Annotated in this window: 22 protein-coding genes; 16 read left to right on the top strand and 6 right to left on the bottom strand. The window is 59.7% G+C overall.

All coding sequences use genetic code 11. The features are described from left to right. Positions 1 to 88 precede the first annotated feature (88 nt). Both recO and pdxJ read left to right on the top strand, forming a co-directional pair. Positions 89 to 778, top strand: coding sequence for a DNA repair protein RecO (gene recO / locus ACA064_RS26475; protein ID WP_497670763.1), 690 nt, complete (start codon positions 89 to 91; stop codon positions 776 to 778). Between the two features lie 209 nt (positions 779 to 987). Further along, positions 988 to 1,734, top strand: a complete 747-nt coding sequence (gene pdxJ / locus ACA064_RS26470) for a pyridoxine 5'-phosphate synthase (protein WP_497670762.1) — start codon at positions 988 to 990, stop codon at positions 1,732 to 1,734. A gap of 120 nt (positions 1,735 to 1,854) precedes the next feature. Here pdxJ and mltF read toward each other — a convergent pair whose 3' ends face one another. Beyond that, positions 1,855 to 3,315 (bottom strand): membrane-bound lytic murein transglycosylase MltF, encoded by a 1,461-nt coding sequence (mltF, locus tag ACA064_RS26465; RefSeq protein ID WP_497670761.1) that lies wholly within the window; start codon positions 3,313 to 3,315, stop codon positions 1,855 to 1,857. Positions 3,316 to 3,601: 286 nt separating this feature from the next. On the opposite strand from mltF, the gene purL reads away from it, so the two are divergent. Together purL and ACA064_RS26455 are read left to right on the top strand one after the other, a co-directional pair. Beyond that, positions 3,602 to 7,498 carry a phosphoribosylformylglycinamidine synthase gene (gene purL / locus ACA064_RS26460; RefSeq protein ID WP_497670760.1) on the top strand — a complete coding sequence of 1,299 codons (3,897 nt, stop codon included), beginning with the start codon at positions 3,602 to 3,604 and terminating at the stop codon, positions 7,496 to 7,498. An 8-nt stretch (positions 7,499 to 7,506) separates the two neighbouring features. Continuing rightward, positions 7,507 to 7,818: an NGG1p interacting factor NIF3 gene (locus tag ACA064_RS26455; RefSeq protein ID WP_497670759.1), complete on the top strand. Its 312-nt coding sequence runs from the start codon at positions 7,507 to 7,509 to the stop codon at positions 7,816 to 7,818. A 129-nt stretch (positions 7,819 to 7,947) separates the two neighbouring features. Here the strand turns inward: ACA064_RS26455 and ACA064_RS26450 are convergent, their stop codons facing one another. Continuing rightward, a complete protein-coding gene (locus tag ACA064_RS26450) occupies positions 7,948 to 8,451 on the bottom strand; it encodes a L,D-transpeptidase family protein (protein ID WP_497670758.1) in 504 nt (167 codons plus the stop codon). Between the two features lie 46 nt (positions 8,452 to 8,497). Beyond that, on the bottom strand, positions 8,498 to 9,049 hold the full coding sequence (locus tag ACA064_RS26445) for an NUDIX hydrolase (protein WP_497670757.1): 552 nt from the start codon (positions 9,047 to 9,049) through the stop codon (positions 8,498 to 8,500). A 146-nt stretch (positions 9,050 to 9,195) separates the two neighbouring features. Here ACA064_RS26445 and ACA064_RS26440 point away from each other — a divergent pair, with 146 nt between their 5' ends. The 4 genes from ACA064_RS26440 to purT all read left to right on the top strand — a co-directional run bounded on the left by ACA064_RS26440 (position 9,196) and on the right by purT (position 12,068). Continuing rightward, on the top strand, positions 9,196 to 9,795 hold the full coding sequence (locus ACA064_RS26440; protein ID WP_497670756.1) for a CoA pyrophosphatase: 600 nt from the start codon (positions 9,196 to 9,198) through the stop codon (positions 9,793 to 9,795). A gap of 54 nt (positions 9,796 to 9,849) precedes the next feature. Continuing rightward, entirely contained in the window at positions 9,850 to 10,374 is a 525-nt protein-coding gene (locus ACA064_RS26435; protein ID WP_497670755.1) for a gamma carbonic anhydrase family protein, read from the top strand. Further along, positions 10,371 to 10,586: a DUF1289 domain-containing protein gene (locus ACA064_RS26430; RefSeq protein WP_497670754.1), complete on the top strand. Its 216-nt coding sequence runs from the start codon at positions 10,371 to 10,373 to the stop codon at positions 10,584 to 10,586. The genes ACA064_RS26435 and ACA064_RS26430 overlap by 4 nt, the downstream gene beginning before the upstream one ends. Positions 10,587 to 10,886: 300 nt before the next feature. Further along, a complete protein-coding gene (gene purT, locus ACA064_RS26425) occupies positions 10,887 to 12,068 on the top strand; it encodes a formate-dependent phosphoribosylglycinamide formyltransferase (RefSeq protein WP_497670753.1) in 1,182 nt (393 codons plus the stop codon). 105 nt (positions 12,069 to 12,173) lie between these two features. On the opposite strand, the gene ACA064_RS26420 is transcribed toward purT, so the two are convergent. From ACA064_RS26420 to ACA064_RS26410, 3 genes are all read right to left on the bottom strand, one after another. Further along, positions 12,174 to 13,490, bottom strand: a complete 1,317-nt coding sequence (locus ACA064_RS26420) for an MFS transporter (protein ID WP_497670752.1) — start codon at positions 13,488 to 13,490, stop codon at positions 12,174 to 12,176. 394 nt (positions 13,491 to 13,884) lie between these two features. After that, positions 13,885 to 15,126 carry an HlyC/CorC family transporter gene (locus ACA064_RS26415; protein WP_497670751.1) on the bottom strand — a complete coding sequence of 414 codons (1,242 nt, stop codon included), beginning with the start codon at positions 15,124 to 15,126 and terminating at the stop codon, positions 13,885 to 13,887. A 12-nt stretch (positions 15,127 to 15,138) separates the two neighbouring features. Next, on the bottom strand, positions 15,139 to 15,951 hold the full coding sequence (locus ACA064_RS26410) for a cytochrome C assembly family protein (protein WP_497670750.1): 813 nt from the start codon (positions 15,949 to 15,951) through the stop codon (positions 15,139 to 15,141). Between the two features lie 210 nt (positions 15,952 to 16,161). On the opposite strand from ACA064_RS26410, the gene ffh reads away from it, so the two are divergent. From ffh to ACA064_RS26370, 8 genes are all read left to right on the top strand, one after another. Continuing rightward, complete coding sequence (gene ffh / locus ACA064_RS26405; RefSeq protein WP_150641496.1) at positions 16,162 to 17,538, top strand: signal recognition particle protein; 1,377 nt, start codon at positions 16,162 to 16,164, stop codon at positions 17,536 to 17,538. Between the two features lie 250 nt (positions 17,539 to 17,788). Next, positions 17,789 to 18,040, top strand: a complete 252-nt coding sequence (gene rpsP, locus ACA064_RS26400; protein ID WP_025854836.1) for a 30S ribosomal protein S16 — start codon at positions 17,789 to 17,791, stop codon at positions 18,038 to 18,040. Positions 18,041 to 18,045: 5 nt separating this feature from the next. Then, positions 18,046 to 18,585, top strand: coding sequence for a ribosome maturation factor RimM (gene rimM, locus ACA064_RS26395; RefSeq protein ID WP_150804713.1), 540 nt, complete (start codon positions 18,046 to 18,048; stop codon positions 18,583 to 18,585). Continuing rightward, a complete protein-coding gene (gene trmD, locus ACA064_RS26390; RefSeq protein WP_497670749.1) occupies positions 18,567 to 19,340 on the top strand; it encodes a tRNA (guanosine(37)-N1)-methyltransferase TrmD in 774 nt (257 codons plus the stop codon). Before rimM ends, trmD begins: the two co-directional genes overlap by 19 nt. A gap of 45 nt (positions 19,341 to 19,385) precedes the next feature. Beyond that, positions 19,386 to 19,736 carry a 50S ribosomal protein L19 gene (gene rplS, locus ACA064_RS26385; RefSeq protein ID WP_003175895.1) on the top strand — a complete coding sequence of 117 codons (351 nt, stop codon included), beginning with the start codon at positions 19,386 to 19,388 and terminating at the stop codon, positions 19,734 to 19,736. Positions 19,737 to 20,019: 283 nt separating this feature from the next. Further along, complete coding sequence (gene xerD / locus ACA064_RS26380) at positions 20,020 to 20,916, top strand: site-specific tyrosine recombinase XerD (RefSeq protein WP_497670748.1); 897 nt, start codon at positions 20,020 to 20,022, stop codon at positions 20,914 to 20,916. A 157-nt stretch (positions 20,917 to 21,073) separates the two neighbouring features. After that, complete coding sequence (locus ACA064_RS26375; protein WP_497670747.1) at positions 21,074 to 21,805, top strand: thioredoxin fold domain-containing protein; 732 nt, start codon at positions 21,074 to 21,076, stop codon at positions 21,803 to 21,805. Positions 21,806 to 21,941: 136 nt separating this feature from the next. Continuing rightward, on the top strand, positions 21,942 to 23,246 hold the full coding sequence (locus ACA064_RS26370; protein ID WP_497670746.1) for a homoserine dehydrogenase: 1,305 nt from the start codon (positions 21,942 to 21,944) through the stop codon (positions 23,244 to 23,246). Positions 23,247 to 23,274 lie beyond the last annotated feature (28 nt).

Raw genomic sequence — 23,274 nt, 5'->3', positions numbered from 1 at the left:
GGCCGCTTCGCGCCCCAGCGCGGGCAAGCCCGCTCGCCACAAAAACCCGATCGCCAGGGTAATCCCTCTTCAGAGATATCCAGATCTCATGTCCCCAACCCCACCCATCGCCCAACCCGCCTACGTGTTGCACAGTCGGGCCTATCGCGAAAACAGCGCGCTGGTGGACTTCCTTACGCCTCAAGGGCGGCTGCGGGCGGTATTGCGCAGCGCGCGGGGCAAGGCCGGGACTCTGGCGCGGCCGTTCGTTGCGCTGGAAGTCGAGTTTCGTGGTCGCGGCGAGCTGAAAAATGTCGGGCGGATGGAAAGCGCTGGCGTTTCCAATTGGCTCAACGGAGAGGCGCTGTTCAGCGGCCTCTATCTGAACGAACTATTGATTCGCCTGTTGCCCGCCGAAGATCCGCACCCGGCGGTATTCGATCACTACGCCGCGACTCTGCTGGCCCTGGCCGAAGGCCGTCCGCTCGAGCCGTTGCTGCGGGCGTTCGAATGGCGACTGCTGGATGACCTCGGTTACGGCTTCGCGCTAGAGACCGACATCCATGGCGATCCCATCGCGGCGGACGGCCTGTACCGTCTCCTGGTCGACGCCGGACTTGAGCGGGTCTACTTGCTGCAGCCGGGCCTGTTCAATGGCACCGAGTTGCTGGCCATGGCTGAGGCCGACTGGACGGCTCCCGGCGCGCTCTCCGCCGCCAAGCGTCTGATGCGCCAGGCGTTGGCCGTGCACCTCGGTGGCCGGCCATTGGTCAGTCGCGAGTTGTTTCGAAAGCCTTAGTGACCCCATGTCCGGTCTCGGAAATACGTTCGAGTTTTGACGAGTGGATCTCGAAGTCAGTCAAGGCGCCGCGACGAGTCATAGCCCGCTATGGCGAGGAGCGGCAACGCAGCATAGCTGCGAGAGACGCCGTCAAAAGCGAACAGTTATTTTCGTGACCGGACACTATATGCTGTGCACCGAATCTTCAACTCTTCAGGAGAGTTTCTGTGACCACCAGCAATCGCATTCTTCTTGGCGTCAACATCGACCACGTAGCCACTCTGCGTCAGGCCCGGGGCACTCGTTACCCTGATCCGGTCAAGGCCGCGCTGGATGCGGAAGAGGCGGGCGCTGATGGCATCACGGTGCATTTGCGTGAAGACCGCCGGCACATCCAGGAGCGTGATGTGCTGCTGCTCAAGGACGTGCTGCAAACCCGCATGAACTTCGAAATGGGCGTCACCGAAGAAATGATGGTGTTCGCCGAGCGCATCCGCCCGGCGCATATCTGCCTGGTTCCGGAAACCCGTCAGGAACTGACCACCGAAGGCGGTCTCGACGTCGCCGGGCAGGAAGCGCGGATCAAGGCTGCGGTAGAGCGCCTGAGCAAAATCGGCTGTGAGGTTTCGCTGTTCATCGATGCCGATGAGCGGCAGATCGAAGCGTCAAGAAGGGTCGGCGCGCCGGCGATTGAACTGCATACCGGCCGTTATGCCGATGCCCAGACCCCGAGCGAAGTCGCCGAAGAGTTGCAGCGGGTGGCGGATGGCGTGGCCTTTGGTCTGGCCCAGGGCCTGATCGTCAATGCCGGCCATGGTCTGCATTACCACAACGTCGAAGCGGTTGCCGCGATCAAAGGCATCAATGAACTGAACATCGGCCACGCGCTGGTGGCCCATGCGCTGTTCGTCGGCTTCAAGTCGGCGGTGGCGGAGATGAAGGCGCTGATTCTGGCGGCTGCGGCAAAAGCCTAAGATCAAAAGATCGCAGGCTTCGCCAGCTTCTACGCCGACCGAGTGCGCCCGTAAAATTGTGGGTGTATGCAAATCCTGTAGGAGCTGCCGCAGGCTGCGATCTTTTGCAGGCGCCACGATTTAAAGCGGCGGGGTTTCCTGATTCGGCTTGGTCTTGTCCACGCCAGGTACATGCAGGCTGCCCTCGGCCACCTGATTGCCTTCCAGCTGCGGTTGAGTGACCCAGGTCAGGATGTCGTAGTAACGGCGGATGTTGGCGACAAAGTGCACCGGCTCGCCGCCACGGGCATAACCATAACGGGTCTTGCTGTACCACTGCTTCTGCGACAGGCGCGGCAGCATCTTTTTCACGTCGAGCCACTTGTTCGGATTAAGGCCTTCTTTCTTGGCCAGAAGACGGGCGTCATCGAGGTGGCCGCCGCCGATGTTGTAGGCTGCCAGGGCAAACCAGGTGCGATCCGGTTCCGCGATCTTGTCGTCCAGCTGATCCTTTATGTAAGCCAGGTACTTGGCGCCACCCTTGATGCTCTGCCGGGCGTCCAGGCGGTTGGCCACGCCCATGGCCTGGGCAGTGTTCTGAGTCAGCATCATCAAGCCGCGAACACCGGTCTTGGAGGTGACGGTGGCTTGCCATAACGACTCCTGGTAGCCGATGGCAGCCAGCAGGCGCCAGTCGACTTGTTCTTCCTTGGCCGAGGTCTTGAAGTGCTTCTCGTACTTGGGCAGGCGTTGCTGCAAATGCTGGGCGAAGGTGTAGGCGCCGACATAGCCGAGTACGTCCACGTGCCCGTAATAGCGGTCTTTCAAGCGTTGCAAGGTGTCGTTCTTCTGCACCTTGTCGAGGAACTCATTGATCTCGTTGAGCAGGCTGTTGTCTTCGCCGGCAGCCACGGCCCAACTCTGTTTGTTGGCCTCGCCCAGGTCGAAGGCGACCCGCACATTGGGGAAGTAGACCTGGTTCATCGCCAGTTCGTTGGAATCGACCAGGGTCAGGTCAATCTGACCTTCATCGACCATGCGCAGCAGGTCGACCACTTCAACCTCGTCGGACTCTTCGTATTGAATGCCAGGATATTTCAGTTTCAGCGCCGCCAACTGCTCGGCGTGGGTGCTGCCCTTGAGCACCATGATCTGCTTGCCCACCAGGGCGGCCGGGCTCGTCGGACGGGACTGGCCGTTGCGGTAGATGATTTGTGGAGTGACTTCCAGGTAGGTATGGGAAAACCTGACCTGTTGCTTGCGTTTCTCGCTGCTGACCAGACCGGCAGCAGCCAGCACCGGGCCGTTGGGTTTGCCTAACTGACCGTAAAGGTCGTCAAGGTTGTCGGCGGTTTCGATTTTCAGTTCCACCCCCAGATCGTCGGCGAAACGTTTCACCAGCTCGTATTCGAAGCCGGTTTCGCCATTGCGATCCTGGAAGTAGGTGGCGGGACTGTTACGGGTGACCACCCGCAGTACGCCGTCCTCCTTTACGCGCTCGAGTGTGCTGGGTTTATCAACACAGGCACCAAGCATCAGGAAGAGTCCGGTTGCGATGAGCCATTTGGCACAGCGCGGACGGAAAGCCATTTGGGAAAACATTTGCGCAGTATACGCAAAGGACCACGAGCGCCATATCTCGACAGCGAAGAGCAGGTCTGCTAGCGACTGGAAAACCCGGCTGAAAGCCTCAAGAACAGGCCTTTGAGCATCAAGGTGACGGTGAAAATAACCGGTGGCAGCGGCGTTGATGTCCAGCGGTTACAGGTCCCGGACCACCGGCCGACGTTCGGCCGAAGCCTGGCGCACCGTTTCGGGTGCTGTCGCGGGCGGTTTAGGCTAGAATGCACGGCCTCAAAGCACACCCCTTCCCGAGGCTGTCCCGAAGATGTTGATCCTGCGCGGCGCTCCTGCCCTTTCTGCCTTTCGCCACAGCAAACTCCTTGAGCAACTGAGCCAGAAGGTTCCGGCTGTCAGTGGCTTGTATGCTGAATTCGCTCACTTCGCCGAAGTTAATGGCGACCTGGCCGGCGACGAACAGCAGGTGCTGGCGCGCCTTCTGAAGTACGGTCCAAGCGTACCGGTCCAGGAGCCGACTGGCCGCCTGTTCCTGGTATTGCCACGGTTCGGCACCATTTCGCCCTGGTCGAGCAAGGCCAGCGATATCGCTCGCAACTGTGGCCTGGCGAAAATCCAGCGCCTGGAGCGCGGTATTGCCTTCTATGTAACGGGTGAATTCAGCGATGCTGAAGCCGAGCTGATCGCCAGTGGCCTGCATGACCGCATGACCCAACTGGTGCTGGGCAGCCTGGAACAGGCTGCCGGCCTGTTCAGCCACGCAGAGCCCAAGCCGCTGACTGCGATCGACGTGCTGGGTGGCGGCCGCGCCGCGCTGGAAAAAGCCAACACCGAGCTGGGCCTGGCCCTGGCCGAAGACGAGATCGACTACCTGGTCAACGCCTTCATCGGCTTGAAGCGCAACCCCCACGACATCGAACTGATGATGTTCGCCCAGGCGAACTCCGAGCACTGCCGTCACAAGATCTTCAACGCCAGTTGGGATATCGACGGTCAGAGCCAGGAAAAAAGCCTGTTCGGCATGATCAAGAACACCTACGTGATGCACAGCGAGGGCGTTCTGTCGGCTTATAAGGACAACGCTTCGGTGATCGTCGGCAACGTCGCCGGCCGGTTCTTCCCGGACCCTGAAACCCGCCAGTACGGCGCGGTGCAGGAACCGGTGCACATCCTGATGAAAGTCGAAACTCACAACCACCCGACCGCGATTGCCCCGTTCCCGGGTGCATCCACTGGTAGTGGCGGCGAGATTCGTGACGAAGGCGCTACCGGTCGCGGCGCCAAGCCGAAGGCTGGCCTGACCGGTTTCACCGTTTCCAACCTGCAAATCCCTGGCTTCGAACAGCCTTGGGAAGTGCCGTACGGCAAGCCGGAACGCATCGTTACGGCGCTGGACATCATGATTGAAGGCCCTCTGGGTGGCGCTGCGTTCAACAACGAATTCGGTCGTCCGGCCCTGACCGGTTATTTCCGTACCTTCGAACAATCGATCACCACCCCGCGTGGCGACGAAGTTCGCGGTTACCACAAGCCGATCATGCTGGCTGGCGGTATGGGTAACATCCGCGCCGAACACGTGCAGAAAGGCGAGATCACCGTTGGCTCCAAGCTGATCGTGCTCGGCGGCCCGGCGATGCTGATCGGCCTGGGCGGCGGCGCGGCTTCCTCCATGGCCACCGGCACCAGCTCGGCAGACCTGGACTTCGCTTCCGTGCAGCGCGAAAACCCTGAGATGGAGCGTCGCTGCCAGGAAGTCATCGACCGTTGCTGGCAGTTGGGTGAACACAACCCGATCAGCTTCATCCACGACGTGGGTGCGGGCGGTCTGTCCAACGCCTTCCCGGAACTGGTCAACGATGGCAACCGCGGTGGCCGCTTCGAACTGCGCAACATTCCAAACGACGAGCCGGGCATGGCCCCGCACGAAATCTGGAGTAACGAATCCCAGGAACGCTACGTTCTGGCCGTGGGACCTGCGGACTTCGAACGCTTCCAGGCGATCTGCGAACGTGAGCGTTGCCCATTCGCGGTCGTCGGCGAAGCCACTGCCGAGCCGCAATTGACTGTTACCGATAGCCACTTCGGCAACAACCCGGTGGACATGCCGCTGGAAGTGCTGCTGGGCAAAGCCCCGCGCATGCACCGTTCGGCGGTTCGCGAAAACGAACTGGGCGACGATTTCGATCCGTCGACGCTTGAGATTGCAGACTGCGTCGAGCGCGTTCTGCATCACCCGGCCGTGGCCAGCAAAAGCTTCCTGATCACCATCGGCGACCGGACCATCACCGGTCTGGTAGCACGCGACCAGATGGTCGGCCCGTGGCAGGTTCCGGTAGCCGACGTTGCCGTCACCGCTACCAGCTTCGACGTCTACACCGGTGAAGCCATGGCCATGGGCGAGCGCACTCCGCTGGCCCTGCTGGACGCTCCGGCTTCCGGCCGCATGGCCATCGGCGAAACCCTGACCAACATCGCGGCTTCGCGCATTGCCAAAATCTCCGACATCAAGCTGTCGGCCAACTGGATGTCCGCTGCCGGTCACCCAGGTGAAGACGCGCGTCTGTACGACACCGTGAAAGCGGTTGGCATGGAGTTGTGCCCTGATCTGGGCATCACCATTCCAGTGGGCAAGGACTCGATGTCCATGGCTACCCGCTGGAACGATGAGGGCGTCGACAAGAGCGTGACTTCACCGCTGTCCCTGATCGTGACCGGTTTCGCGCCAGTGACTGACATCCGTCAGACCCTGACCCCGGAACTGCGCATGGACAAGGGCACCACCGATCTGATCCTGATCGATCTGGGCCGTGGCCAGAACCGCATGGGCGCCTCGATCCTGGCCCAGGTTCACGGCAAGCTCGGCTCGCAAGCGCCGGACGTTGACGACGCCGAAGATCTGAAAGCCTTCTTTGCGGTGATCCAGGGCCTTAACGCCGACGGTCATCTGCTGGCTTACCACGACCGTTCCGACGGTGGTCTGCTGACCAGCACTGTGGAAATGGCCTTCGCCGGCCATTGCGGTCTGGCCCTGAACCTCGACGGTCTGGCGGAAACATCCGCGGACATCGCCGCGATTCTGTTCAACGAAGAGCTCGGTGCGGTGATCCAGGTTCGCCAGGACGCCACCCCGGACATCCTCGCGCAGTTCAGCGCTGCCGGCCTGGGCGACTGTGTATCGGTGATCGGTCAGCCGCTCAACAACGGCGAAATCAGCATCACCTTCAACGGCGAAACCGTCTTTGAAGGCCAGCGTCGTCTGCTGCAACGTCAGTGGGCCGAAACCAGCTACCAGATCCAGCGTCTGCGTGACAACGTCGAGTGTGCCGAGCAAGAGTTCGACGTGCTGCTGGAAGAAGACAACCCGGGGCTAAGCGTCAAGCTTAGCTACGACGTCAATCAGGACGTCGCCGCACCCTACATCAAGAAAGGCATTCGTCCTCAGGTGGCGGTACTGCGTGAGCAGGGCGTCAACGGTCAGGTGGAAATGGCCGCGGCGTTCGACCGTGCCGGCTTCAACGCAATCGACGTGCACATGAGCGATATCCTCGCGGGGCGTGTCGACCTGAACGAGTTCAAAGGTCTGGTGGCTTGCGGCGGTTTCTCTTACGGCGACGTTCTCGGCGCCGGTGAGGGCTGGGCCAAGTCGGCGCTGTTCAACAGCCGCGCGCGTGATGCCTTCCAGGGCTTCTTCGAGCGTAACGACAGCTTCACCCTCGGTGTGTGCAACGGTTGCCAGATGATGTCCAACCTGCACGAACTGATTCCGGGCAGCGAGTTCTGGCCGCATTTCGTGCGTAACCGTTCCGAGCAGTTCGAAGCTCGAGTGGCGATGGTTCAGGTGCAGGAGTCGAACTCGATCTTCCTGCAGGGCATGGCCGGTTCGCGTATGCCGATCGCCATCGCCCACGGTGAAGGCCATGCTGAATTCGCAAGCGAAGAGGCACTGCTCGAAGCTGACCTGTCCGGTTGCGTGGCGATGCGTTTCGTCGACAACCACGGCAAGGTCACCGAAACCTACCCGGCCAACCCGAACGGCTCGCCACGCGGGATCACCGGGCTGACCAGTCGTGACGGTCGTGTGACCATCATGATGCCGCACCCTGAGCGGGTGTTCCGCGCTGTGCAGAACTCCTGGCGCTCGGAAGACTGGAACGAAGACGCGCCATGGATGCGCATGTTCCGTAATGCTCGCGTGTGGGTTAACTAAAGGCGGCCATGTACAAGCTCAGCTTTTTTGTTCCCGCGAGCCATGTCGACGTGGTCAAAAGCGCCGTATTCGCCGCCGGTGGCGGGCGGATCGGCGCTTACGACCAGTGCTCATGGCAGGTGCTGGGCCAGGGCCAGTTTCGCCCGCTGGACGGCAGCCAGCCGTTTCTCGGGCAGACCGGAGTGGTCGAGCAGGTGGAAGAGTGGAAGGTTGAGCTGGTGGTGGCCGACGAGTTGATCCGCTCGGTGGTGATGGTGCTCAAGCAGAGCCATCCCTACGAGACGCCGGCTTACGAGGTATTGCGGTTGGAAGATTTCTGATCTTCCTCGCCGCAGAAATAAAAAACCCGCTGATTGTTCAGCGGGTTTTTTATTGGGCAGGATTTAATGGATGTGCACCGATTCCACTGTAGGAGCTGCCGATAGGCCGCGATCTTTTGATTTTTTTGATTACGGTCGAATTTCGATCATGGTGCCGTCCGGGACCAGGTTCCAGACTTCGCGCATGTCGATATTGCGCATGGCGATGCAGCCGTCGGTCCAGTCCAGGGTATGGAAGAGGTACTCGGGGTTGTCCTCGGAATCGGGAGTGCCGTGGATCATGATCATTCCGCCTGGCTCCACCCCTTCACGGCGCGCACGGGCCGAGTCGCTGATATTCGGATAGGAAATGTGCATGGACAGGTTGAAACGGTCGCTGGTCTTGCGCCAGTCCACCCAATAGAAGCCTTCCGGAGTGCGCTTGTCGCCTTCCATGAGCTTCGGTCCCCTGGGTTGCCTGCCCAGGGAGATGCGATAGGACTTGAAGGGCTTGCCGTCGTTGATCAGTTGCAGTTGATGGGCCGATTTGATGATCAGCACTTTTTCGATGAGTCTGACGTCCAGGGGATCCGCCGTGGAGGCCTGGGATACCGCAATGAAAGACAGGCAGAAGAGGGCAAGCAACCAGCGCATTGAAACGATATCCCTAAGAGTACGAGGTGCCGCGTACGTTTTTTGTTTATGTGATCGCAGGTTGAGCGAGTGGTGGAATCGACTCGGACCGGACAGGGTAAACCTCTGTCTTGCGGTCCGCGTAGTAGCATTCTAATGTACGCCCGACCGTGCGGAAAGCCAGCTCGGACCAAGGGATGTCGGCTTCTTCGAAAAGCTGTACTTCCAGGCTCTCGGGGCCCGCGGCAAAGTCCAGGTCCGCCAGCTCTGCGCGATAGAACACATGCACCTGGCTGATATGCGGTACGTCGATCAGGGTGTAGATGCTCAGGTTGCGCACCCGCGCGCAGGCTTCCTCGAAGGTCTCGCGGATCGCTGCCTGCTCCACGGTTTCACCGTTCTCCATGAAGCCCGCCGGCAAGGTCCAGTAGCCGCGTCGCGGTTCGATGGCGCGGCGACAGAGCAGCACCTGAGTGCCCCAGATCGGCAGACAGCCGGCAACGATATTGGGGTTCTGGTAGTGGATGGTCTGGCAGTGATCGCAGACAAAACGCAGGCGTGAATCGCCTTCGGGAATGCGTTGGGTGACCGGGTTGCCGCAGTGGCTGCAGAATTTCATGCTGGGTTTCCGTAGAGGCTGCGCCTATCTTCGCGTGGGAGGCCGTTGACGGCAAGTTGTCGTTAAGCGACATACCATTGATCGGGGGTTGGGCGAGGGATTTCTTTGGTGCATGATGCAAGGTAGCCAACAGATCGAGATGACTCATGCTGGACGAGCTGCTTCATCGTGTAAGCAACCACACCCCGCGAACGCTGGAAACTGACCGTCGTTTTCCGGAAGCCGCGGTGTTGGTGCCGATCACTCGCAGTGACGAGCCTGAGCTGGTCCTGACCCTGCGTGCCAGCGGGCTTTCGACCCATGGTGGCGAGGTGGCTTTCCCGGGTGGACGGCGCGACCCGGAAGACCCCGACCTGATCTTCACCGCATTGCGCGAAGCCGAAGAAGAAATCGGTCTGCCGCCGGGGCTGGTGGAAGTGATCGGGCCGCTCAGTCCGCTGATTTCATTGCACGGCATCAAGGTCACGCCTTATGTTGGAGTGATTCCCGATTACGTCGAGTACCTGGCCAATGACGCCGAAATTGCCGCAGTGTTCAGCGTACCCCTGGAGTTTTTCCGTCAGGACCCGCGCGAACATACCCACAGGATCGACTACGAGGGCCGAAGTTGGTATGTCCCCAGCTACCGTTTTGGTGAGTACAAGATCTGGGGCCTGACGGCGATCATGATCGTCGAATTGATCAACCTGCTCTATGACGCGAAAATCAGCCTGCACCACCCGCCGAAAACCTTTATCGATATTTGAAGCCATTGCTCGTATGGCATGATCCGCGGCACCCTGAGCTTTGAGGATAACTAGATGAAATACCGCCTGGGCGACTCCCGAGTCGAGACCCATCCGCAGAGTTGGGTCGCACCCAACGCCACGCTGGTGGGCAAGGTCAAACTGGAAGAGGGCGCCAACGTCTGGTTCAACGCCGTGCTGCGCGGTGACAATGAGCTGATCCTGATTGGCAAGAACAGTAACGTGCAGGATGGCACCGTCATGCACACCGACATGGGCTACCCGCTGACCATCGGCACCGGCGTGACCATCGGCCATAACGCCATGCTGCATGGCTGCACCGTCGGCGATTACAGCCTGATCGGCATCAATGCGGTGATCCTCAACGGGGCGAAAATCGGCAAGAATTGCATCATCGGCGCCAACTCGCTGATCGGCGAAGGCAAGGAAATCCCCGATGGTTCGCTGGTGATGGGCTCGCCGGGCAAGGTGGTGCGCGAGCTGACCGAAGCCCAGAAGAAAATGCTCGAAGCCAGCGCTGCGCACTATGTGCACAACTCCCAGCGTTATGCCCGGGATCTGGTTGAGCAGGAACAATGAACACGACCGAAAGACCTGTCGCCTCGCCGTGCGTGAACATTTGCGCATTGGATGAAGACGACATTTGCACTGGGTGTCAGCGGACCGTCGATGAAATCACCCGCTGGAGCCGGATGGACAATGATGAGCGCCGCAAGGTGCTGGGGTTGTGTCATGAGCGGGCGAAGTCGAGTGGGCTGGTGTGGATGATCGGGGCTAAGCCGAATATCTGAACATTGCGCGCTTTTGTGGCGAGGGGGCTTGTCGGAACGCCGCATCGCCCCGTTCGGTCGCGAAGCGGCCGCAAACCAGAGAATGCAATCTACCGATAAAGCGCGGTGGCAGATTTTAGGACTGCTGCGCAGCCCAGCGGGGGCAAGCCCCCTCGCCACAGTGACTCTCTTGGCTGCGCAAGATCCCGCTGTCAGGCTGAAGCCAAACCGCCCGGTTCATGTAAAATGCCGCGCTTTCTCCCCATGGGAAGCGCGCCTGGCGTAGCTACCCTCGATGATCCGCTCCTTTGAGGACCTGAGATGACCCGTATCGGAACTCCATTGTCGCCAACCGCGACCCGCGTTTTGCTGTGTGGCTGCGGTGAGTTGGGCAAGGAAGTGGTAATCGAGCTGCAACGCCTGGGCGTTGAAGTGATCGCCGTGGATCGCTACGCCAATGCACCGGCCATGCAAGTGGCCCATCGCAGCCATGTGGTCAACATGCTCGACGGTGCGGCGCTGCGTGCGGTGATCGAGGCCGAGAAGCCGCACTTTATCGTGCCGGAAATCGAAGCCATCGCTACCGCTACCCTGGTGGAGCTGGAGGCCGAAGGTTTTACCGTGATTCCGACCGCCCGTGCCGCGCAGCTGACCATGAACCGCGAAGGTATCCGGCGTCTGGCCGCTGAAGAGCTGGACCTGCCGACCTCGCCGTATCACTTCGCCGACACCGTCGAAGACTACCGCAAGGCGATCGAGGACCTGGGCTTCCCCTGCGTGGTCAAGCCGGTGATGAGTTCCTCGGGTAAAGGTCAGAGCCTGCTGCGCAGCGTCGATGACGTGCAGAAGGCCTGGGACTATGCGCAGGAAGGCGGTCGTGCCGGCAAGGGTCGGGTGATCATCGAAGGGTTTATCGATTTCGATTATGAAATCACTCTGCTGACTGTGCGCCACATCGGCGGCACGACTTTCTGCGCACCGGTCGGCCACCGTCAGGAAAAGGGCGATTATCAGGAATCCTGGCAGCCACAAGCCATGAGCCCGATTGCCTTGGCGGAATCCGAGCGAGTTGCCAAAGCGGTAACTGAAGCCTTGGGTGGCCGAGGTCTGTTCGGCGTCGAGTTGTTCATCAAGGGTGATCAGGTGTGGTTCAGCGAAGTTTCGCCACGTCCCCATGACACCGGCCTAGTGACCCTGATTTCTCAGGACCTGTCGCAGTTCGCCCTGCATGCGCGGGCGATCCTGGGGTTGCCGATTCCATTGATTCGTCAATTCGGCCCATCGGCTTCGGCGGTGATTCTGGTGGAAGGGCAGTCGACCCAGACCGCTTTCGCCAACCTGGGTGCCGCATTGAGCGAGCCGGACACGGCGTTGCGTCTGTTCGGCAAGCCAGAGGTGAATGGCCAGCGCCGGATGGGGGTTGCGTTGGCTCGCGATGAATCTATCGAAGCCGCTCGTGCAAAAGCGACCCGTGCCTCTCAGGCTGTCGTAGTAGAGCTGTAAGCCGGGGCGCGGCTATCGCGAGCAGGCTCGCTCCCACATTGGACCGCATTCCTTCTGACAGAACGCGGCCCCTGTGGGAGCGAGCCTGCTCGCGATGACGGTCTATCAGGCGACTCGATTCAAATCGTTATCTCTGGTCTCTTTCAAACACAGCACAGCAATCAAGCTGAGTACCGCTGCACCCGAAACATACCCGCCGACATAATTCAAACCACCCATCGCCACCAGCTTCTGCGCAAAGAACGGTGCCGCCGAGGCCCCGACAATGCCGCCCAGGTTGTAGGCTGCCGATGCGCCGGTATAGCGTACGTGAGTTGGAAACAGCTCTGGCAGCAGCGCCCCCATTGGCGCAAAAGTTACCCCCATCAGAAACAGTTCGATGCACAGGAACAGCGCCACGCCCCAGGTCGAGCCTTGGGTCAACAGCGGTTCCATCAAGAATCCGGACAGAATCGCCAGTACACCGCCAATGATCAGCACCGGTTTGCGCCCGAAGCGGTCACTGGCCCAGGCCGACAACGGTGTAGCGGCGGCCATGAACAGTACGGCGAAACACAGCAGAGCGAGGAAAGTTTCGCGAGTGTAGCCGAGCGTCGACACGCCATAGCTCAGCGAAAACACGGTCGAGATATAGAACAGCGCGTAGCACACCACCATCGACCCGGCACCCAGCAGCATCGGCGCCCAATATTGGCTGAACAGTTCGACCAGCGGGATCTTCACCCGCTCCTGACGAGCCATGGCGTTGGCGAATACAGGGGTTTCGTGGAGCTTGAGACGCACGTACAGACCCACCATCACCAACGCGGCACTGAGCAGGAACGGAATCCTCCAGCCCCACGAGCGGAACTGCTCGTCGTTCAAGGTCATGGCCAGGGTCAGAAACAGTCCGTTGGCGGCGAGAAAGCCGATTGATGGACCAAGCTGCGGAAACATCCCGAACCAGGCCCGTTTGCCCTTGGGGGCGTTTTCAGTGGCCAGCAGCGCCGCGCCACCCCACTCACCGCCCAGGCCAAGTCCTTGGCCGAAGCGCAGCACGCACAGCAGGATCGGTGCCCAGGCGCCAATGCTGTCGTAGCCGGGCAATACGCCAATCAGCGTGGTGCAGACGCCCATCAGCAGCAAGGACGCGACCAGCGTCGATTTGCGCCCGATGCGATCGCCGAAATGGCCGAACAGCGCCGAACCCAGGGGGCGGGCCAGAAAGGCGATACCGAACGTCAGAAAGGCCGAGAGCATCTGCGCTGTGCCGGAGGTCTGTGGGAAGAACACCGGGCCGATGACCAGTGCTGCAGCGGTGGCGTAGACGTAGAAGTCGTAGAACTCGATGGCGGTGCCGATAAAGCTGGCGGTGGCTACGCGGGTGGCCGAATTCACCGGTTGGGCAGGCGTAGCGTCGCTATAGGAGGTGCTGGTAGTCATGCGGTTATCCCTGACAGTCATGAGCTTGATTGAGCGAATTATTATGGTCGAACACCCAGGGATGTGGGTTTGGCGCGGGTGCGACTCGAGGTTGGAGTCGGCACCGGACAGGTGGCGGGCAGTGCGGGGCCGGATGCCGCTGAGTGCGGGTAGCACGCGGTCTGGCGGGGCTGGGTAAGCTCATCGATTATAGGAAGGGAGCTATCGATCAAACAAGGGGACTTGGTAAATACGATCAGTCGCGGGCTGGCGCGGTCCCCTGTGGCGAGGGAGCTTGCTCCCGCTCGGGCGCGCAGCGGCCGTAAAACGTTTTATCTGGGTAATTGTGGAGTCTGGTTTTGGGACTGCTTTGCAGTCCAGCGGGAGCAAGCTCCCTCGCCACAAGGGTATGTGTTTACACAGCCACTGGCACCAGGCTGTTATGCCAGATCAGCACCCGGCTGACCCGGTTGTCTTCGGTTTCGAGGATTTCCAGGCGATAGCGACCTATCTTCAGGCAGACCGCGCTCTCCGGGATAGTTTCCAGGGCTTCGGTGACCAGTCCGTTGAGGGTTTTCGGGCCGTCGCTGGGTAGGTGCCAGCCGAGACTCTTGTTCAGCTCGCGGATCGATGCGGCACCGTCGATCACCAGTCGGCCGTCGGGCTGAGGGTGAATATGCGGGTTGTCCAGGCTTTGCTGGCTTTCGAACTCACCGACGATTTCTTCAAGAATGTCTTCCAGGGTGACGATGCCAAGCACTTCACCATACTCGTCAACCACCATGCCCAGGCGCCGCTGCTGTTTGTGGAAATTGAGCAGTTGCAGCTGCAGCGGAGTGCTTTCCGGAACGAAATAAGGTTCATGGCAGGCGGCCAGCAAGGCCTCCTTGGTCAGGCTCGCGTCAACCAGCAAATGACGGATCTGGCGGGTATTGAGCACCGCCTCGACCTGGTTGATATCGCTGTGGAACACTGGCAGCCGGGTACGATTGGAGTTCTTCAGCTGTTCGATGATCTCTTCGATCGGGTCGTCCAGATTGATCCCGTCGACTTCACTGCGTGGTACCAGGATGTCATTGACCGTGATGTTGTCCAGCGCATGAATGCCTGACAGCCGGTGCGGGCGGCAGGCGGCGTGCTCATGCTCCGGCCCCTGGTCGCGGGTTGGCGCTGGCTCGTCCTCGCTCTGCTTGACGCTGGACGGTTTGCTGCTGAGCTGGCGCAGGAACAATTGGGCGATGCCATTGAGCAGCCAGGCGGCGGGGTAGAGGATCTTCAGCGGCACACCAAGCAGGGCATTACCCATTCCCAGGATTGCTTCGGGATAACGCGTGGCCAGGGTGCGCGGCAGGTAATCGGCAAAGACCAGCAGGGCGCAGGTGGTAATCAGGCAGGCCAGCCACGGTCCATTTTCCTGCCAGTAACTCAGTGCCAGCAACGTGCCGATAATCACTGTCAGCACCCGGCACAGGGTATTGCACAGAATCAGGCTTTCACGGGGGAAGCTCAGTCTGGCCAGCGGTTTGTCGCTCGAACGCGTAGCGGTGCGCTGGGCCAGCAGATGCTGTTGGGCGACTTCGATGGCGGTAAACAACCCTGACCATAAAATCAGCAAAGCCGCTACAGCGAGCGTCGGCCCGAGGGGCAAGTTTTCCATGATTACTGCCCGTCAGACATGCAGGATGTATTCGCGGACCAGCTTGCTGCCGAAATACGCCAGCATCAGCAGGCAGAAACCGGCAAGGGTCCAGCGAATGGCCTTGTGTCCGCGCCAGCCGAGGCGGTTGCGGCCCCACAGCAGCACGCTGAAGACGATCCAGGCCAGGCATGCAAGGAGGGTTTTGTGTACCAGGTGCTGGGCAAACAGGTTCTCGACGAACAGCCAACCGGAAATCAGCGACAGCGACAGCAGCGTCCAGCCGGCCCACAGGAAGCCGAACAACAGGCTTTCCATGGTTTGCAACGGCGGGAAGTTCTTGATCAGCCCGGACGGATGCTTGTGCTTGAGTCGGTGATCCTGGACCAGCAGCAGCAAGGCCTGGAACATCGCAATGGTGAACATGCCATAGGCCAGGATCGAAAGCAGGATGTGCGCCAGAATCCCTGGAGCCTCATCGATCACCTGCACCGTGCCCGATGGTGCGAACTGCGCCAGCAACACCGTGGCCAGCCCCAGCGGGAGCAGCAACAAAAGCAGATTTTCCACCGGGATCCGCGAGCAGGCCAGCAGCGTCAACGCGATCACCGCGACGGCAATCAGGCTGGCAGCGCTGAAAAAGTCCAGGCCCAGGCCGATCGGCGTCATCAGATGGTTGAAAAGACTGGCGCTATGGGCCAGCACGGCGAGGAAGCCGAGCGTGACCAGCAGGCGTTTGTTCGCCTTGGCGCCCATGGCCAGACGAGAGCCTTGATAGAGGGTCGCAGCGGCATATAAGCAGGCGGCGGCGAGAGTGGTTAGCAAACTGGGTGACAAGGGGAGCATAAATCCTGTTAGGCAAGCCCGAAAGGCATTGAGTTTGGCATAGAACCCACATGACACGAAAGACCACAGAACCAGACAGCGAGGTGTCCGCCAGCCCCAGTCTTCGCTATAATCCGCGACCTGCCCACGCCGCAGGCTCGCCGAGCACATGTTTTTCACGGGCTGGGCCGCCATTACCTCGGTCTACCATAGGGCCTGAAAGGATCGCGCATGTTTGAAAACCTAACCGACCGTCTCTCGCAGACGCTGCGCCATGTCACCGGCAAGGCCAAGCTGACCGAGGACAATATCAAAGACACCCTGCGCGAAGTGCGCATGGCGTTGCTCGAAGCTGACGTCGCCTTGCCGGTGGTCAAAGACTTCGTCCATGCGGTCAAGGAGCGCGCTGTCGGCACCGAGGTGTCGCGCAGCCTGACGCCGGGCCAGGCCTTCGTGAAGATCGTTCAGGCCGAACTCGAAAGCCTGATGGGCGCGGCCAATGAAGACCTGAATCTGAGCGCTGTGCCGCCAGCCGTGGTGTTGATGGCCGGTCTGCAGGGTGCGGGTAAAACCACCACTGTCGGTAAACTTGCGCGTTTCCTCAAAGAGCGCAAGAAGAAGAGCGTGATGGTGGTGTCGGCGGACGTCTACCGTCCGGCGGCGATCAAACAGCTGGAAATGCTCGCCGGTGAAGTCGGCGTAACCTTCTTCCCGTCCGATCTCAGCCAGAAGCCGGTAGCGATCGCTGAAGCGGCGATCAAGGAAGCCCGACTCAAATTCATCGATGTGGTCATCGTCGATACCGCCGGTCGTCTGCACATCGACGCCGAGATGATGGGTGAGATCCAGGCCCTGCACGCGGCGATCAAACCGGTCGAAACGCTGTTCGTGGTCGACGCCATGACCGGCCAGGATGCCGCCAACACCGCCAAGGCCTTTGGCGATGCGCTGCCGCTGACCGGGGTGATCCTGACCAAGGTCGACGGTGACGCCCGTGGTGGTGCCGCATTGTCGGTTCGTGCAATCACCGGCAAGCCGATCAAGTTCATCGGTATGGGCGAGAAGAGCGATGCGCTCGAACCGTTCCACCCGGAGCGGATCGCTTCGCGTATTCTTGGCATGGGCGACGTGCTCAGCCTTATCGAGCAGGCCGAACAGACCCTCGATAAAGACAAAGCCGACAAGCTGGCGAAAAAGCTCAAGAAAGGTAAAGGCTTCGATCTCGAAGACTTCCGCGATCAACTGCAACAAATGAAGAATATGGGCGGCCTCGGCGGCCTGATGGACAAACTGCCGAACATCGGCGGAGTGAATCTGGCGCAGATGGGCAATGCCCAGGGTGCGGCAGAGAAGCAGTTCAAGCAGATGGAAGCCATCATCAACTCCATGACCCCGGCCGAGCGCCGCGACCCTGAGCTGATCAGCGGTTCGCGCAAGCGTCGGATTGCCATGGGATCCGGCACTCAGGTGCAGGACATCGGTCGCTTGATCAAGCAGCACAAGCAGATGCAGAAGATGATGAAGAAATTCTCCGCCAAAGGCGGAATGGCGAAAATGATGCGCGGCATGGGCGGAATGTTGCCCGGCGGCGGTATGCCGAAAAGGTAAAAGTTTCGCGTCGACAGTCATGTCGGCGCTGCCCCACACGGACGTGGGATCTCCAGCAAACCCGCGCTTGGCGGGAGCTGACCTGCCGTTGTTCGCAACGGCTCTATAGCAAATCTTGATGGCATGCCGATAGGCGCCGGAAAAAGACATTTGCAAAAGTCCGGATATTCCTTAGAATATGCGGCCTTTCGGGCACCTATGCCCGCTGTGCATTTAGATTTGCAGCACCGACTACAGGAACGATGTTCACATGCTAACAATCCGTCTTGCCCTTGGCGGCTCCAAAAAGCGCCCGTTTTACCACTTGACCGTGACCGACAGCCGCAATCCACGCGACGGTTCGCACAAAGAACAAGTTGGTTTCTTCAACCCGATCGCTCGTGGTCAAGAAGTCCGCCTGTCCGTGAACCAAGAGCGCGTAGCCTACTGGCTGAGCGTTGGTGCACAACCTTCTGAGCGTGTTGCTCAGTTGTTGAAGGATTCGGCTAAGGCTGCGGCCTGAGCAATATGAACGCGACGCCTGCCATTGCTGATGATTTGATCGTTATCGGCAAGATTTACTCCATTCATGGCGTTCGCGGCGAGGTGAAGGTCTTTTCCTTTACCGATCCGATTGGAAACCTGTTGGATTACAAGACCTGGACGCTCAAGCGCGAAGGCGATGTACGACAGGTAGAGCTGGTCAGCGGCCGTGTACATAACGGCAAGTTTCTGGTCACAAAGCTCAAGGGTCTCGATGATCGTGAAGAAGCTCGTCTTCTGGCCGGTTTCGAAATCTGCGTGCCGCGTAACCTGTTTCCTGATCTGACCGACGGCGAGTACTACTGGTACCAGCTGGAAGGCCTCAAGGTTATTGACCAACTCGGGCAATTGCTCGGGAAGATCGATCACCTGCTGGAGACTGGCTCGAATGATGTAATGGTGGTCAAGCCTTGCGCTGGCAGCCTGGATGATCGCGAACGCCTGTTGCCCTATACCGAGCAATGCGTGTTGGCCGTCGACCTGGCAGCGGGCGAGATGAAGGTGGAATGGGATGCGGACTTCTAAGCGTGGCTAATTTGCGCGTAGAAGTGATCAGTTTGTTTCCCGAGATGTTCTCCGCCATCAGCGAGTACGGCATCACCAGTCGTGCGGTGAAACAGGGGCTCTTGCAGCTGACCTGTTGGAATCCGCGAGACTACACGACGGATCGACATCACACTGTGGACGATCGCCCATTTGGCGGTGGTCCGGGCATGGTGATGAAGATCAAGCCCCTGGAAGATGCTCTGGTTCAGGCCAGGCAGGCAGCCGGGGAGGCGGCGAAGGTAATTTACCTGTCGCCCCAAGGCCGACGACTGACTCAGTCGGCGGTACACGAGTTGGCGAATGAGGAAGCATTAATCCTGATTGCCGGCCGCTATGAAGGCATTGACGAGCGATTTATTGAAGCTCATGTCGATGAAGAGTGGTCAATTGGCGACTATGTACTGTCCGGTGGCGAGCTGCCGGCGATGGTCCTGATAGATGCGGTTACACGACTGCTGCCTGGAGCTTTAGGGCATGCGGACTCCGCCGAGGAAGATTCCTTTACGGATGGTCTGCTGGATTGCCCGCATTACACCCGACCGGAGGTGTATGCGGATCAGCGTGTTCCCGACGTGTTGCTTAGTGGCAATCACGCACATATCCGGCGTTGGCGTTTACAGCAGTCCCTTGGTCGGACCTCTGAACGACGCGCCGATCTTCTGGAAAGCCGCTCGCTTTCTGGAGAAGAGAAGAAGCTGCTCGAGGAATACATCCGCGAGCGGGACGATAGTTAACAACGTATCGATGGTAGATCCGACGATTTACCTTAGGAGCACAGCATGACTAACAAAATCATTCTTGCACTCGAAGCAGAGCAGATGACCAAAGAGATCCCTACCTTTGCCCCGGGCGACACTATTGTCGTTCAGGTGAAAGTGAAGGAAGGCGACCGTTCGCGTCTGCAAGCGTTCGAAGGCGTTGTAATCGCCAAGCGTAACCGCGGCGTAAACAGTGCATTCACCGTTCGTAAAATCTCCAACGGTGTTGGCGTAGAGCGTACTTTCCAGACCTACAGCCCGCAAATCGACAGCATGGCCGTTAAACGTCGCGGTGACGTACGTAAAGCCAAGCTGTACTACCTGCGTGACCTGTCCGGTAAAGCAGCTCGCATCAAGGAAAAACTGGCTTAAGTCCAGCTTTCTCGATGTAAAAAAAGCAGCCCGCGGGCTGCTTTTTTGTTGCCCGTTTTTTAGATCGCCAAGATCGCAGCCTGCGCGGACCGCGTTTCCCGTCGATTCACCGATCCCCCTCGTAGGAGCTGCCGCAGGCTGCGATCTTTTGATCTTGGGGCCGGACGATTTTTTGGGGACTCTCCCTGTTCCTTGAAACAACTGGCTATGAAAGACTAGAGCCCATCAACCCGGTTCACTATCTGTTCACCCGCGGCCTTGAGCTTGCGAATCCTGAGTGCTCATGCCTGCCATCGACCATCCCCTGATAGACCAGTTTCTCGATGCCTTATGGCTGGAGAAAGGCCTTGCCGAAAATACCCGTGACGCCTATCGCAGTGATCTTGCGCTGTTCAACGGCTGGCTGCAGGAGCAGGGCCTGGAGTTGCTCAACGCCGGTCGCGAGCTGATTCTCGATCACCTTGCCTGGCGCCTGGAACAAGCCTATAAGCCGCGCTCAACTGCACGTTTTCTCTCGGGCGTACGTGGCTTTTATCGGTACTTGCTGCGGGAAAAGCTGATTGCACTCGATCCGACCTTGCAGATCGATATGCCGCAGCTGGGCAGACCATTGCCCAAATCCTTGTCTGAAGCCGATGTTGAAGCGCTGCTGGCGGCGCCGGATCTGAGTGAGGTCATCGGTCAGCGTGATCGCGCCATGCTCGAAGTGCTGTACGCCTGTGGTTTGCGGGTGACTGAACTGATCAGCCTGACCCTGGAGCAAGTCAATCTGCGTCAGGGCGTGCTGCGGGTGATGGGCAAGGGCAGCAAGGAGCGGTTGGTGCCGATGGGCGAGGAGGCGATCGTCTGGGTCGAGCGTTACATGCGCGACGCTCGGGACGAGCTGTTGGGCGGGCGCCCCAGCGATGTGCTGTTTCCCAGCCAGCGTGGCGAACAGATGACCCGGCAAACGTTCTGGCACCGGATCAAGCACCAGGCAAAAGTCGCCGGGATCGGCAAATCCTTGTCTCCGCATACCTTGCGCCATGCCTTTGCGACCCATCTGCTCAATCACGGTGCCGACCTGCGGGTGGTGCAGATGCTGCTTGGTCACAGCGATCTGTCGACTACGCAGATCTACACCCACGTCGCTCGCGCCCGGCTGCAAGATTTGCATGCCAAACACCACCCGCGCGGTTGAGCGATAAACGACCGCTTACAATGCTCTTGCGTCAGCCGCAGTCGGCCCCGCAAGGCTTATGTGGTAGGCTTTGCCGGTTTGCACAGTGGGCGGCTAAAACCCGATGTTTCTGTACCGGCGTTCCAACCGTCCCATTTGTCCGCCTTCAGGAGTTCCCATGCGCGTGACCCAGATTTTCGCCGCCGCAGCCATTGCGTTGGTCAGTACCTTTGCGGTGGCCGATCAGGCCGCCGAGCAAGCTATTCGCAAGAGCCTCGATAACCTGCAACTCGAAGTGCCAGTCGATACCATCACTGCCAGCCCGTTGGCCGGCCTGTATGAAGTCAAACTCAAAGGCAGCCGTGTGCTGTACGCCAGTGCCGACGGCCAGTTCGTCATGCAGGGTTACATGTTCCAGCTCAAGGACGGCAAGCCGGTCAACCTGACCGAAAAAACCGAGCGTCTGGGCGTTTCCAAGTTGATTAACGGCATCCCGGTCGCTGAAACTGTGGTTTATCCGGCCATCGGCGAAACCAAGTCGCACATCACGGTATTCACCGACACCACTTGCCCGTACTGCCACAAGTTGCATGCCGAAGTGCCTGAGCTGAACAAAATGGGTATCGAGGTGCGTTACGTCGCCTTCCCGCGTCAGGGCCTGGGTTCGCCGGGTGACGAGCAGCTGCAAGCGGTCTGGTGCTCGAAAGACAAGAAAGCGGCCATGGACAAGATGGTCGACGGCACGGAAATCAAAGCCGCCAAGTGCGCCAATCCGGTTTCCAAACAGTTTGAAATCGGTCAGTCCATTGGTGTAAACGGTACACCGGCCATCGTTTTGGCCGATGGCCAAGTGATTCCGGGCTATCAGCCTGCGCCACAAGTCGCCAAACTGGCACTGGGTGCGAAATAATCCTGCATCGTCACGCTAAGCCGTTGACGATCATGGTGCGGTGACAGTGGTCGTCGTTCCATTAATAGAGAGCCGCGCGCTGTGCGGCTGTTTTCCACGGCCGACCTTGAGTCGGCCGTTTCATGGGGAGTTCAGAGTGAATCCGGTCAAAGTAGGCATCTGTGGGTTAGGTACCGTCGGTGGCGGCACCTTCAACGTACTTCAGCGTAACGCCGAGGAGATTGCCCGCCGTGCCGGGCGTGGAATCGAAGTGGCACAAATTGCCATGCGTACGCCAAACCCCCTGTGCGAGATTACCGGTACCCCCATTACCAACGATGTCTTTGCTGTCGCGACCAACCCTGAAATCGATATCGTCATCGAGTTGATCGGTGGTTACACCGTGGCCCGTGAACTGGTGCTCAAGGCGATCGAGAACGGCAAGCACGTGGTCACCGCGAACAAGGCGCTGATCGCCGTTCACGGCAACGAAATTTTCGCCAAGGCTCGCGAGAAGGGCGTGATCGTTGCGTTCGAAGCCGCCGTGGCTGGTGGCATCCCGGTGATCAAGGCGATTCGTGAAGGTCTGTCGGCAAACCGCATCAACTGGGTCGCCGGGATCATCAACGGCACCGGCAACTTCATCCTCACCGAGATGCGTGAAAAAGGCCGGACCTTCGAAGACGTACTGGCCGAGGCGCAAGCCCTGGGTTACGCCGAAGCCGATCCGACCTTCGACGTCGAAGGCATCGATGCCGCGCACAAGCTGACGATCCTGGCGTCCATCGCTTTTGGTATCCCGCTGCAATTCGACAAGGCCTACACCGAAGGCATCACCAAGCTGACCACTGCCGACGTGAACTACGCTGAAGCCCTGGGCTATCGCATCAAGCACCTGGGCGTAGCACGCAGCACCGCCAGCGGTATCGAACTGCGTGTGCATCCGACGCTGATCCCGGCCGATCGTCTGATCGCCAACGTCAATGGCGTGATGAACGCGGTCATGGTCAACGGCGACGCCGCGGGCTCGACGCTGTTCTACGGCGCCGGCGCCGGCATGGAGCCGACGGCCTCCTCGGTGATCGCCGATCTGGTGGACGTGGTTCGCGCCATGACCTCGGACCCGGAAAACCGCGTCCCGCACCTGGCCTTCCAGCCGGACTCGCTGTCGGCCCATCCGATCCTGCCGATCGAAGCTTGCGAAAGTGCCTACTACCTGCGTATCCAGGCCAAGGACCATCCGGGCGTATTGGCCCAGGTCGCGAGTATCCTGTCGGAGCGTGGCATCAACATCGAATCGATCATGCAGAAAGAAGTCGAGGAACACGACGGCCTGGTGCCGATGATCCTGCTGGTCCACCGTGTGCTGGAACAGCGCATGAATGATGCGATCACTGCCCTGGAAGCGTTGCAGGATGTGGTCGGTCCGGTCGTACGGATCCGCGTCGAGCATCTTAACTAAAGCAGCTGCAAGCAATCAGCTGCAAGCT

It is taken from the genome of Pseudomonas sp. LBUM1658 (assembly GCF_059716055.1).
This window is presented reverse-complemented; position numbering and strand designations above follow the sequence as displayed.